This is a genomic window from Nonomuraea sp. bgisy101 (assembly GCF_057708945.1).
The window spans coordinates 1-11,484 of record NZ_JBYITD010000080.1 but is presented as its reverse complement, the minus strand read 5'-3'; the positions used below and the strand labels follow the sequence as shown (position 1 = coordinate 11,484).

The 11,484-nt window shown below is 69.1% G+C and carries 14 protein-coding genes and 1 pseudogene; 5 read left to right on the top strand and 10 right to left on the bottom strand.

Features of this window, described 5'->3' with window-relative positions:
* Positions 1 to 335: 335 nt before the first annotated feature.
* A complete protein-coding gene (locus AC3EO4_RS54985) occupies positions 336 to 1,160 on the bottom strand; it encodes an SDR family oxidoreductase (RefSeq protein ID WP_431904732.1) in 825 nt (274 codons plus the stop codon).
* Between the two features lie 315 nt (positions 1,161 to 1,475).
* Here AC3EO4_RS54985 and AC3EO4_RS54980 point away from each other — a divergent pair, with 315 nt between their 5' ends.
* Positions 1,476 to 1,943, top strand: a complete 468-nt coding sequence (locus tag AC3EO4_RS54980; RefSeq protein ID WP_431904729.1) for a recombinase family protein — start codon at positions 1,476 to 1,478, stop codon at positions 1,941 to 1,943.
* A 153-nt stretch (positions 1,944 to 2,096) separates the two neighbouring features.
* Here AC3EO4_RS54980 and AC3EO4_RS54975 read toward each other — a convergent pair whose 3' ends face one another.
* The 6 genes from AC3EO4_RS54975 to AC3EO4_RS54950 all read right to left on the bottom strand — a co-directional run bounded on the left by AC3EO4_RS54975 (position 2,097) and on the right by AC3EO4_RS54950 (position 6,083).
* On the bottom strand, positions 2,097 to 2,531 hold the full coding sequence (locus AC3EO4_RS54975; protein ID WP_431904727.1) for a VOC family protein: 435 nt from the start codon (positions 2,529 to 2,531) through the stop codon (positions 2,097 to 2,099).
* The gene (locus AC3EO4_RS54970; protein WP_431904724.1) at positions 2,528 to 3,031 is read right to left on the bottom strand and encodes an SRPBCC family protein; all 504 of its coding nucleotides are present in this window, start codon (positions 3,029 to 3,031) and stop codon (positions 2,528 to 2,530) included. The genes AC3EO4_RS54975 and AC3EO4_RS54970 overlap by 4 nt, the downstream gene beginning before the upstream one ends.
* Positions 3,032 to 3,078: 47 nt before the next feature.
* Complete coding sequence (locus AC3EO4_RS54965) at positions 3,079 to 3,423, bottom strand: ArsR/SmtB family transcription factor (protein ID WP_379570475.1); 345 nt, start codon at positions 3,421 to 3,423, stop codon at positions 3,079 to 3,081.
* Positions 3,420 to 3,881, bottom strand: a complete 462-nt coding sequence (locus AC3EO4_RS54960; protein ID WP_431904721.1) for an SRPBCC family protein — start codon at positions 3,879 to 3,881, stop codon at positions 3,420 to 3,422. The genes AC3EO4_RS54965 and AC3EO4_RS54960 overlap by 4 nt, the downstream gene beginning before the upstream one ends.
* A 163-nt stretch (positions 3,882 to 4,044) precedes the next feature.
* Positions 4,045 to 5,361 (bottom strand): FtsX-like permease family protein, encoded by a 1,317-nt coding sequence (locus AC3EO4_RS54955; RefSeq protein WP_431904718.1) that lies wholly within the window; start codon positions 5,359 to 5,361, stop codon positions 4,045 to 4,047.
* On the bottom strand, positions 5,358 to 6,083 hold the full coding sequence (locus tag AC3EO4_RS54950; RefSeq protein ID WP_431904715.1) for an ABC transporter ATP-binding protein: 726 nt from the start codon (positions 6,081 to 6,083) through the stop codon (positions 5,358 to 5,360). The genes AC3EO4_RS54955 and AC3EO4_RS54950 overlap by 4 nt, the downstream gene beginning before the upstream one ends.
* Before the next feature lie 394 nt (positions 6,084 to 6,477).
* Between AC3EO4_RS54950 and AC3EO4_RS54945 the strand changes: the two genes are divergently transcribed.
* On the top strand, positions 6,478 to 6,609 hold the full coding sequence (locus AC3EO4_RS54945; RefSeq protein ID WP_431904712.1) for a hypothetical protein: 132 nt from the start codon (positions 6,478 to 6,480) through the stop codon (positions 6,607 to 6,609).
* On the opposite strand, the gene AC3EO4_RS54940 is transcribed toward AC3EO4_RS54945, so the two are convergent.
* Positions 6,563 to 7,996 carry a DHA2 family efflux MFS transporter permease subunit gene (locus AC3EO4_RS54940; protein ID WP_431904710.1) on the bottom strand — a complete coding sequence of 478 codons (1,434 nt, stop codon included), beginning with the start codon at positions 7,994 to 7,996 and terminating at the stop codon, positions 6,563 to 6,565. The two genes, AC3EO4_RS54945 and AC3EO4_RS54940, sit on opposite strands and share 47 nt — an antisense overlap.
* Positions 7,997 to 8,075: 79 nt before the next feature.
* Here AC3EO4_RS54940 and AC3EO4_RS54935 point away from each other — a divergent pair, with 79 nt between their 5' ends.
* Positions 8,076 to 8,645, top strand: a complete 570-nt coding sequence (locus tag AC3EO4_RS54935) for a TetR/AcrR family transcriptional regulator (RefSeq protein WP_379570463.1) — start codon at positions 8,076 to 8,078, stop codon at positions 8,643 to 8,645.
* Here the strand turns inward: AC3EO4_RS54935 and AC3EO4_RS54930 are convergent.
* Positions 8,609 to 8,929 (bottom strand): hypothetical protein, encoded by a 321-nt coding sequence (locus AC3EO4_RS54930; RefSeq protein WP_379570461.1) that lies wholly within the window; start codon positions 8,927 to 8,929, stop codon positions 8,609 to 8,611. The genes AC3EO4_RS54935 and AC3EO4_RS54930 overlap by 37 nt on opposite strands.
* A 57-nt stretch (positions 8,930 to 8,986) precedes the next feature.
* On the opposite strand from AC3EO4_RS54930, the pseudogene AC3EO4_RS54925 reads away from it, so the two are divergent.
* A pseudogene (locus tag AC3EO4_RS54925) lies at positions 8,987 to 9,292 on the top strand (ATP-binding cassette domain-containing protein); the annotation flags it as partial.
* Positions 9,293 to 9,805: 513 nt separating this feature from the next.
* Complete coding sequence (locus tag AC3EO4_RS54920; protein WP_431904707.1) at positions 9,806 to 10,402, top strand: DUF1062 domain-containing protein; 597 nt, start codon at positions 9,806 to 9,808, stop codon at positions 10,400 to 10,402.
* Between the two features lie 193 nt (positions 10,403 to 10,595).
* On the opposite strand, the gene AC3EO4_RS54915 is transcribed toward AC3EO4_RS54920, so the two are convergent.
* On the bottom strand, positions 10,596 to 11,484 hold an 889-nt coding region (locus AC3EO4_RS54915; RefSeq protein ID WP_431904704.1), incomplete at its 5' end, for a TetR/AcrR family transcriptional regulator C-terminal domain-containing protein.

Genomic DNA, 11,484 nt, shown 5'->3' with positions numbered 1-11,484 from the left:
GGAAAGTCTCGGTCGCCTCGTCGGTGGCATGGTCGCTCATATCTCGCCCCTTCTCCTTCGTGGCCGGCACCTGGCTGCCGAAGGCATTCAAGCGTGCATCCACAGCAAGGTTCGTTTTCGTTCGCAGCCGTTCGATCTGACCCACCCGGGACACCGCCCGGCGCACGGCCGTTGTTCAAAGGGCCGCGGATGAACGCGTGTCGTACTTCGGCGCCCCGAATCCCAGCCATGCGGCAGAGCGTCATGCAAAGTGGCCCTGACCGCTGCCGGCTTCGCCGATCTTCCCCTCATCGGTGAACCGCCCGCCCCGCGACGGCGGGTTGACGGCGGGGCGGTCACCAGGCAACAGGGCCAAGGCGATCGACGAAGATCCCGGTCGGCCCGTCGGCGTCGATCATCGCGAGCCTGAGGATCGAGTCGGTGCCCTCGGTGACCGTCAGCTCGCCGGTGTGATGGTTCATGTCAGTGGCGGCGAACTTGCGGTTGGCGACTTCCCCGGGAGTGGCGATGTTGAACTTGATCTCCGGGAGCGCCTGGGCGTACCGGACGGTGATCATGTTCAGCGCCGCTTTCGACGAGCTGTAGGCGAGCTCGTGGAATTTCGAGGAGGGCTGCTCTGGATCGGTCACGACCGTGAAGGAACCGACCGCGCTGGACACCATCACGACCCGCGGATGGTCTGCCGCCTGCAGCAAGGGAAGGAACGCGTGCGTGACCCTGATCGGTCCGTACACGTTGGTGTCGTAGACGGAATGGATCTCGTCGACCGTCGCGTCTGCGGGCGCAACACCCCTTCCCGGCGCGCCGGCGTTGTTGATCAGCACGTCCAGCCGGTCGGTGTGTTCCCGGACGAGCCGTACGGCGTCGGTCACCGACTCGTCCGAGGTCACGTCCAGCGGGACCATGACCACGTTGGCGCCACCGTCGGCCAGCTTGTCGGCAGCCGCCCGTCCTCGACCTTCGTCACGCGAGCCGAGGAAGATCGTCCAACCCTCTTCGCCGAGCCGCCGGGCCGCCTCAAGACCGAGTCCTTTGTTGCCTCCGGTGATCAACACCGAGGTCTGTTCCGAGTTCTTCATGGGGTTCTCCTTCGCGGCGGGTTTCCAGTGCAGCCCTCGCAGCGTAGCGCACAAACGTGCATTTACTGCACTGGCGTGCAATTACTGCACCAAGGTATACTCATGCCGCGAGCGGCCGTCAAGACGCTCGCCGGCCAACCCGACCGACCAGCGCAAGGGCGCGATGACCAGTGACGATCCAGTCCGTCGCGGCGGACGCGAAGCGCAGCGCCGCCGCACCCGTAAAGCGATCGTCGACGCCGCGGTCCGACTGAGCGCCCGCCCTCATCCGGACCCTGCTGGCATGCTCACCGCAATCGCTTCCCCTGGGTCGCAGACTGATCCGTCTGACCGTCGATCCGCCGGTCGGCGACACTCCGGAGCCGGCCGCCCGCGCCGTGGCCACCGCCGGATGGAATGGCTGGAACAGGCCTGCGAACCGCTTCGCACCACACTGAGCGAGGAGTCTTTTCAGACTCGTCTCTTCAGCGCCTGATCTCGGCCCTCGACCGGATCGGCCGCAACCTGCGCGAGGTCCTCAACCTCGTGCACGAGTTGTCCGAGCGGGGCGTCGGCGTCCGGTCGCTGGTCGACCCGCTGCCCATCAACACCGCCGACGAGGGTATGGGCCGCATCGCCTTCCTCCTCCTGGCCCTGTTCGCCGAGATGGAAAGCACCTTCACCGCCGAACGCGCCGCCCACGCCCGCACCGTCGCCGAAGCCGCCGGACGACAGATCGGCCGCCCGATCGGCCACCCCGAAGACAAGATCGAGTACGCGCGGTTGCTGAAGGCCCAAGGGGACTCCCTCAGCCAGATCGCCGCCAAGACCGGCATCCCCAAGACCTCGCTGCGCCGCTACCTTGCCGCTGGGCGGACCGCGTGACCCCGGCGTCGCCGGCCACCGACCCCGACCTGCGCAGAAGGCTCGCGGCGAGCCCACCCGGGTCACGTTCGCCTGGAGCGGCGTTTCCACCTCGACGCGTCCCTGACACCCTCTCTGACGCAGGTGGGTGCGGGGGCACCGGCGGGAAGACTCCTACCGGTGACCCTCATACATGGAGAGGTCCTCGGTGGTGCCAACCAGCCGGAACACTTGTCCTCCTGGAGCTTGAAAGTACAGGTGCGGATCAGGCACCTCGAGTACCTTGACGCCGAAGTCGACGATTTCCTGCCGCATCTCCTCGACGTCTTCCGCCTTCAACTCCAGGAAGATCGCCTTCAAGAAGTCGTCATCGCTCAGGGCGTGCTCCGCAGCGTAGGTCACACCTTTGTCCGCCTCCTGCCCGTCGCCGCTTCCGTAGAGAAACGAAATATGGAAGCCGCCTCCCATTCGAAAGTCGTCCTTGTCGTCCAACTCCCTGGCGAGTTCGCAGCCCAGGACGTCGCGGTAAAACTGCCGGATTCTGTCCCGTTCTGTCCGGCGCACTCGAAGCGCCGAATGGTTCCCAAAGATGACCTTTGGCACGATCATGCACGCTCCTGCAGGCGGCGGGCGTTGTCCGCGCTGCCGCCGAACGGCATCCCACGGCCGGCCTCGACGTACTGACGCAAGCTCTCGAGGAAGTGATCCCAGCCGCGCGTGCACAGCTCGATGCACTCCAGCTCCTGGGTCAGGCCCTGGTGGCGGAACCGGAGTTCGGACGCGCCGCCACCGACCGGGGTGATGGTGAAGGTCGGACGCGTGCCAACCCAGTCGGGGAGAAAGCCGCAGGAGGCGACGGTCCATTGCACCGAAAACGGCCGCGTCGCCTGATCGACATGCATCACGCACGGTTCGGGAGGATCGAAGGAGAACCGGAGTTCGCCGCCAGTGTCGCCAGATCCCATGACGTCTGTCCACCAGGCGGCCAGGCCGGAGGGGGTCGTGAGGGCGTCGAACAGTTTGTCAGGGTGTGCCCGCACATGGATCGTCTTCTGGTAGTCCCCGTTGGCCTTGGCGTGCGTTCCGGGGGATGGTTCGGTGTTCGTCATTGGATCGGCTCCTTTCATTCCGCCCCGTTTCACTCGTGGTGATCGGGCTACTCGGTTTTCGGTCGCAGTGCCTGGATCGACTCGGCGATCGTCTTGATGCGACGCAGGCGTGCGTCCCATGCCGCGCCGACCGAGGCCAGTTGCTCGACGGCGCGGGCGAACTGCGCTTCGTTGACGACGTAATGCACCTCGCGGCCGTCCTTGCGGGGCACGACCAGTTCGACGCGCTCCAGGACACCAAGGTGCTTTGCGACCGCTTGGCGCGTCACCGGCAGGAGGCCACTAAGACTCGTCGCCGTGCCGGAGCCGTCGACGAGCAGCAGGTCCAGCAGGCGACGCCGGGTCGGGTCGCCGATGGCCGCCCACAGCCCGTCGTCGATCGTCGGGGTCACGCCCGCACCAAGCCCGCCGCGTACGCCGCCAGGTTCGGCAGGTGCTGGTCCCAGCCGGCACAGTGACTGCGGTAATGCGCCTCGAGCTGTGCGGCCTCCCAGCCGATCTCCCGGAAGCCAGCCTCGGTCAAGCGCAACAGCGTCCCCCGGTCGGCAGGCACCAGCTCGAACGTCACGAGCAACGAGTTCTGCGAGGTCGCCGGCCGGTCCTGTGGATGAACCCAGCGGAAGACGAACCGTCGCGGCGCGTCCGCCTCGACGACGTGGATCGGCACGACGAGCGTGCCGATCCCGTCCCGCCGCTGCTTGGTCATCCGCCCGGCACCGCCCGACACTGCCGGGAACGACGCGTCAAAGCCCCACCATTGCGCGATGTGCTCAGGCTTCGTGATGACCTCGTAGACCACCTCGGGGGCGGCGTCGATGTGGATCTCGCGCGCGATGGTGCCGTACTCCATGAGCCCCTCCTCCGATCAGCAACCATTAGTTGCACTTTAGACTCGGCGCCCCTGACGTGCAACCATCGGTTGCAGGATTGGGGATCTCATGTCGGCAGACACGGCTGCCTAGCCGGAACCGGACTCATCCGCGCCCCACCATGACGGCATCACGCCTTCGAGGTCAGTCATCGGGCCGAAGCGACCCATGCCGTGCCTTCCGCGTGGAGGCCAGTGCTCCGGCCAGGCCACTCATCGCGCAGACCAGCACCAGCCCTGCGTACTGTGGCACGGAGTAGGCGAACCACGGCTGGCCGGTTGCGGCCTTGCCGAGCGCGGTGAGCGACGCGGCGGCGATGCCTGTTCCGAGCAGCGTCCCGGCGCACGTCACGGTCAACGTCTCCCAGCACACCATCCTGGTGAGCTGCTGCGGCTTGGTCCCCAAGGTGCGCAGCAGCCGGATCTCCTCGGTCCGCTCGGCCATCGTCATGGCCGTCGCGTTGAGCACCGAGATCACGGTGTAGGCCACCGCCGATCCCACCAGCATCGGGGCCGCCCACGCCGACGGCCCTGTGCGGGTGACGCCCGTCGCCGCGTCGGTAGTCGCCACGGCGAACAAGAAGGTGCAGGCGAGCGCGACGGTCAGCATCACCGGGGACGCGGCCGCCATCGCCCGGCGCGGCTGGGTGACCAGCGAGGACCTGGCCAGCATCCCGGCGCCTGGGTCGAGCCGGGCCGCTGCGGCTCCGAGCAGCCAGCCCATCCCTCGCAGCGCGACGGGGCCCAGCGCGGATGCGCCCACGCAGAGCGCCATCGTCGCCCCCAGCCCGGTCGGCACCGCGGCCGTCGCGTTCACCTGTGGCACCAGGAACAACAGCACGAACCCCCCGGCCAGCGCCACCCCTCCGGAGACTGCCCTGGGCCAGGGCAGCAGCCGCCGCTGCGCCGCGCTCTCCCGCAGCACCTCCAGCGGCCCCACGCCTACCGCCTTGCGTGCCGCGGCCCGGGCCGCCAGCAGCGTCACCGCCAACCCGACCACCAGCGCCAGGATGAACGGCCCCATCGTGACCTTCACCGGGACGCCCGTCGGCGCCAACCCGGTCATCCGCATGAACGCCGCCATCGCCGTGGCGTACGGGACGGCCAGCACGCAGCCCGCCGCGCTCGCCAGCACGGCCACCACCAGCGCCTCCGCCGTGATGAGCCGGCTCACCTGCCGCGGCGTCATGCCGATCGACCGCAGCAGCGCCCAGGTCCTGCGCTGGCGCAGCACGTGCAGGCTCAGCATGCCCGCGACCACGAAGACCGACACGAACCCCGACACCGCGGCCGACAGCACCAGCAACCCCATGACGCCGTTCAGCTCGTCGCGCGCTCCGGCGCCGGCGACCACCATGCCGCTGCCGCCCACCAGCATCACAGCCAGGAGCACCGCCGCGAACGAGGCGGCAAAGCCCATCCGATTGGTCCGGACGTTGTTCCAGGCGAGTACGACTGTCACCGGCGGCCGCCCAGCCGCGTGCCGATCTGGTCGGCCGAGGGCTTGTCCAGGACGTCGACGATCCGCCCGTCGGTCAGGAACAGCACGCTGTCGGCCCGCGCCGCCGCCTCCGGATCGTGCGTGACCATCACCACCGTCTGGCCGAATTCATCGACCGCCTCCCGCAGCAACGCCAGCACCTCCTGCCCGGTGCGGCGGTCCAGCGCCCCCGTCGGCTCGTCGGCGAACAGCACCTCCGGCCTGCCCAGCAGGGCGCGGGCGATCGCCACCCGCTGCTGCTGGCCACCGGACAGCTGCCCAGGGCGATGCCCCTCCCGCCCGGCCAGCCCGACCCGGTGCAGCAACTCCCGCACGCGTGACGGGTCGGGCCGCCGTCTGGCCAGCCTGCTGGGAAGGATCACGTTCTGCCAGGCGGTCAGCGACGGCACCAGGTTGAAGGCCTGGAAGATGACGCCGATCCGGTCGCGGCGCAGCACCGCCAGTTCCTTCTCCCCCAGACGGGTGATGTCCTGCCCGGCGATGCGAACCGCGCCCGAATCCGGCCGGTCCAGCCCCGACGCGCACTGCAGCAGTGTGCTCTTCCCCGATCCCGACGGGCCCATCACGGCCGTGAAGCTGCCGCGCGGGAACCCGACACTGACCTGGCCGAGCGCCGCCACCTCGGTAGCACCTTTCCCATATGTCCTGGTCACTCCCTCAAGGACGACCGCATGATCACTCATGATCAGCAGCGTGCCGGAAGAGGTCCGTCATCGCCCATCAGGCATCACCCCGATCGGTCCCTGAGGCTCTGCGCGTCGTTGACGCCTCAACCCTGACCCCGACACCCGACCACGAGACCGGCGTACCGCCGAAGATCTGTCGCCCGCACACCATCACCCCGCACCCCGCCGACCTCGGGCACCTCGACAAGTTCCGCCAGGACGTGACCTGTCTCAGCCCCGCCTGGGCGGGGGTGCTCAAAGCTGCTCGTGCCATGACAGAGGGGTTGAACGGCCATCTCAAGGGCCACGACCTCGACCTGAGCGACCCGAAGATACGCGGTACGGCGATAGCGGATAGCGGGCACGGAAGGCCTCGGCGTCCGGGCCGCGGCGGGCCGGGGCGCTGCTCGAGGTGGCAGACTCCGACGACCCGTCGCTGCGGGTGTTCTTCGGCACCGAAGGGCTGCGGATGACCCAGCGGGCCTACGCCGAGCGGCTCAGGACGTGGGCCGACTGGGAGGAGCTGTCAGCGGCGGCTCACTGACTGTTTGGCCTCCTGACTGTTCGGCCCGGACGTCTCTCGGCGTCCGGGCCGTGGTCAGCCACAGGCCGGTGAATACGGCGCAGGCCAGCGTCACGGCACCCGCCGCGAGGAAGGCGCTGTTGAGGCCGGACTCGAAGGAGGCGCCGCCGGACTCCCGCGTGTGGACGATCGCCCCGAGCACCGCCACGCCGAGCACCGCGCCGATCTGCCGGGTGGTGCTGCTGACGCCCGAGGCGAGGCCGCCCTCCTGCGGGCTGACCGCCTGGATGGCGGCCCCGGTCAGCGGCGACATGGTGAGAGCGAACCCGATGCCGACGACCGCCAGCCGCCACCACACGTTGCCGAAGCCGGTATCGGCGTGGACGAGGCCCAGTGCCAGCAGCCCCAGCCCGGCCAGCGCCAGGCCGATGCCGACGACGACGCGGAAGCCGTACCTGGCCGCGAACCGGCCCGCGTACGGGCTGACGATCACCATGGCCAGCGAGACGGGCAGGGTCCGCAGCCCGGCGACCAGGATCGAAGTGCCCTGGACGTAGACGAAGAACTGGGAGAAGAAGAACGACGACCCCATCAGCGCGAACCCGACCACGACCATCGCCGTGTTGGACACCGTGAACAGCCGCTGACGGAACAGCCGGAGCGGCAGCATCGGCGTCGACACACGACCCTCGACCACGACGAACGCGGCCAGGAGCACCAGCCCGGCGGCGAAGCTGCCCAGGATCACCGGCGAGGTCCAGCCTCGGGAACCGCCCTCGATCAGGCCGTAGGTCACAGCGCCCACGCCCGCGACGGACAGGACCGTGCCGGGGACGTCGATCGGCGGTGCGCTCGGGTTGCGGGACTCCCCCAGCACGCGCAGCCCGGCCAGCAGCAGGACCGCCCCGATGGGCACGTTGACCAGGAAGATGGCGGGCCAGCCGAAGGCCTCCACCAGGATCCCGCCCGCCAGCGGTCCGGCGGCCAGGCCGATGCCGCTGAGCCCGGCCCACAACCCGATCGCTCTGACGCGCTCCCTCGGGGCGGGATACGCGGCGGCGAGCAGCGCTAGCGAGGCGGGGCTCAGCGCCGCGGCCCCGACGCCCTGCAGCACCCGCCCGGCGATCAGCCAGCCGATCGAGGGCGCGAGCGAGCACACCACCGACGCGGCCGTGAACACCACCACCCCGGCCAGGAACACCCGCCTGCGGCCGAACCGGTCGGCGAAGACGCCGCCCGACAGCAGCAGCATGGCCACCAGCAGCACGTAGGCGTCGACGATCCACTGCAGGCCGGTCAGCCCGGTGTGGAGTCGCTGCTGCATGTCGGGCAGGGCGGCGCCGACGATCGTGTTGTCGAGCAGCACCATGAACTGACCTGCGCAGGTCAGAGCGAGCAACGCTTTCACGCAAATCCCTCCTAAAAGCAGTTAATGACTGCATTAAGGGAGACTCTAACGCAAGTCTCGACTGCGTTAAGGTGGGGGCATGGATGAGCAGGGGCGGGCCAGGCGGCCCGGCGGGCGCAGCGCCCGGGTCCGCGCGGCGGTGCACCAGGCCGTTACCGACCTGGTCAGCGAGCGCGGCTACGGGAACTTCACCGTCGGCGAGGTCGCGGCCCGCGCGGGCGTGGCCGACACCAGCCTCTACCGCCGGTGGGGCAACCTCGAAGCCCTGCTCAGCGATGTGCTGCTGACCCGGCTCAACGCGCAGGCGCCGATGCCTGACACCGGGAGCCTGGTCGGCGACCTGCGCACCTACGCCGCCAACGTGGCCCGCGAGGTCACCGGACCCGACGGCCTGGCGGTGGTGCGGCTGAGCATCGCGCTGTCAGGCGAGGGTCAGCAGGGCCTTCAGGCGCGCGACGAGTTCCTGGCCGACCGCGCCAGGCAGTTGCAGGCCATGCTCGACCGCGCCCGCGACCGCGGCGAGGACCCGCCCGACGCGCTGGGGGTGCTGGACCATCTCCTGGCGCCGATCTACATGCGCGTCCTGTTCGGCGCGGGCCCGCTCACCCCTGACTACCTCGACGGGTTGGTCGACCGGTTGCTCGCCTGATCCAGTCCGGCGCGGGCGCGTGACTGCTCTGCGCGGTTGCCCACCTTGAGGACCGCCTGGTCAAACAGCGCGATGACCTCGTCCAGTTGGTCCACCGCCGACTGGGCGACCACCGCCAGCAGGATCGGGAACCGGCGCTCGCCGCGCCGCTGAAGCGCCTGCACCGTTGAACGGCAGCCCACCGTGGCCAGGAACCGGCGCCGCTCACGCGGCAGCATCGACGAGTCCAGCAGATGTGCGTCCATGGCGCGCAAGAACAGCAGGTTCTCGATCGCCAGCTTCACCGCGGACGCGGTCGCCTCCGCCGCCGGCGTCCTGCTCGGGCCGAACGGCGCGGGCACGAGTGGCGGGCCAGGGTGGGCATCGTCCTGCAGTCCTGGCGCGACCACGGCAAGTGGCGAGTGCGCGAGCTGCTGGAGCATCTGGGGCTGTACTACCGCGCGTACTCCACCAAGGCAATCAGCAGGCCGTGGGACGCCGAGCGGCTCATCGCCGCGGTCGGCCTGACCGAGCAGGCGGACAAGAAGATGAGGATGCTCTCCGGAGGGCAGCGGCGCCGACTGGACGTGGCGATCGGCCTGGTGGGCAGGCCCGAGCTGGTGTTCCTCGACGAGCCCACCGCCGGGCTCGACCCGCTGGCCCGGCGTGGCCGCACGCCGCGAGAAAGCTCTGCAGCGGATCAGTTAGGGCCGGTCAACGGGCCGAGCAAGGCTGTCCTGCCGGTGCCTGAACGCGCTCAGCCTGTCGGCGTCCGCATCGACCTGGACCCGCGGGACGTGCTGGAGCGGATGCGCCTGGTCATCTACGCCTACGGCACCGGTGCCGGCATCCGGTCGATGGCCGCCGCCCGCTCCGCCGACACCGCCCCGGCCGGCGCCGTCGCGCGGCCATCCCTGTCGCCGCTGATCGGCAGGAGACAAATTCGCTTGTGGCGCCGGCTGATGAACCAATAATGTGCGGCAGCACTATCGGATTCGTCGTGGGGACTGTCGCGTGACGCCGCCTGCTCTCGCTGCCTGACATCTTCTTCTGTGCTTGCTCACCGACCTCGTGGTCGGTCTCGCCGGGCTGCTCCGAATCACTGAGTCGCCCTGGCTGCTCAGCGTTTTGTGTCAGGTCTTAGAGAGATCATGTCTTCACCATCCCATAGAGATCATTTCGTGCTGCCCTGGACCGTGCGCAGGACTCGGCTGCCGCTGCTCGCCATGCGTTGCCTGGACTGCCAGGCGAAGGCGGCCACTGTCGGCGAGGGCAGGTTCCGGATCAACGCCAACGGCAAGCTGCTTGATGTGTGGCTGCTCGTCCGTTGTGTCCGCTGTGATCGGACCTCGAAGATCACAGTCCATGAGCGGGTGCCGGTCCGATCGCTGGATCCGGCCAGGCTCTGCGCCTTCGAGAACAACGATCAGACGCTCGTCGCTCACGCGCTCCTGGACCCCGCGGTCGCACGGCGCAACCGGTTCACCCTCGAGTGGCGTGGCGCGTGGCAGCTGGAGTCATCGGCCGTCGAGGCGGCTTGGCCGTACCGGGTAGACGTCAGTTTCCTCGATCCCGTGCCCGTCCGCCCGGAGCTGCTGATCGCGCAGGGGCTCGGGATCAGCAGGGCCGAGGTCGAGCGCCGGATCAAGTGCGACCTCCCCCTCAACCGCACAACGAGCACGGGTTTCTCGTTCGTCGTCATGCCCGCTGTATACAGGCATGACGAACATCCGACCGAGAAGTCCCGGTTGCGGGGTGGCCTCGACGAGGCCACGTGATCCATGTGTGATCAATCCACGCTGGGCCTCCCGCCATGCGGCGGGAGGCCTTCCCGTGTCGGCAGGAGAGAGAGTGGAGGCTCGTCCCGCGACGAGGTGGGTCCGTGACGCCGAGGAACGGACTCTCGTCGGCGAGCAGGCGGGACGTCTGCCATCACGCAGCCCTCCGCCAGGCACAGCCTGGCCTGGGAGATCAAGCCTTTCTTCGAGTGCGGTAGGCGCTTTGTCGGCATGCCCGTGAGCAGTATTGGCGGGGCCGTCCGGTGGCGGTTTCGGGGATGGCCTTGCCGCACACAGTGCAGCCGGGGGGCCGTGTGAGATCGTCCAGACTTTCGTCACGATCGGCCGCCGTGACGTGGGTTTCGTCACAAGGGGCGGTGGGCCGGTCGGGCTGCGCTTCCTGGGGGCGGTCGCGCCAGATGACCTCTGCCGCAGGCTCGGCCGTTGACGGGAGGGCCGCGGCGATGCAGTCGAGGACGCGCTGGAGCCCGTACCTGAACTGGTCGTCGCGGCTCAGGTGCGGCTGGCGCGCCTCCATCACGATCTTGGTGAAGATCGGGTACTCCCCGCTCTTCACCAGCCGGTCGACGTACGGGTAGCTCCGCGCCATCCACTCCGACTCGCTGAGCCCGCTGCGACGGAATTCCTTGGCCGAGCTGATCTCCTCGCGGACGGTGCCCTCGATGTAGCCGTTCAGCACGGCCATGAGGCCGAGGTTCTCGTCGATGGAGACGAAGGCGTCGAGCACTCCCATCAGCCGTTCGATCAAGAGCAGCTGGTTGGGGCCGAGGCTGGGCAGTGACCGCTGCACGGTGGCGATCCACGGGTGCCTCAGCCACATGGCCCGCAGCCCGTCGGCGTAGCGGGTCAGGTCGGCGCGCCAGTCGCCCGAGGGCATGCCCGTGACGTCGATCTCGCCCGTCAACCGGTCGGCCATGAGCTCGACCAGGTTGTCGCGGCTCGGGACGTACCGGTAGAGGGACATCGCGCCGGCGCCGATCTCGGCGGCGATCCGCCGCATGGTGGCGGCCTCCAGCCCTTCGGTGTCGGGGGTCCGGATCGCCGACCCGGTGGTCTGCTCG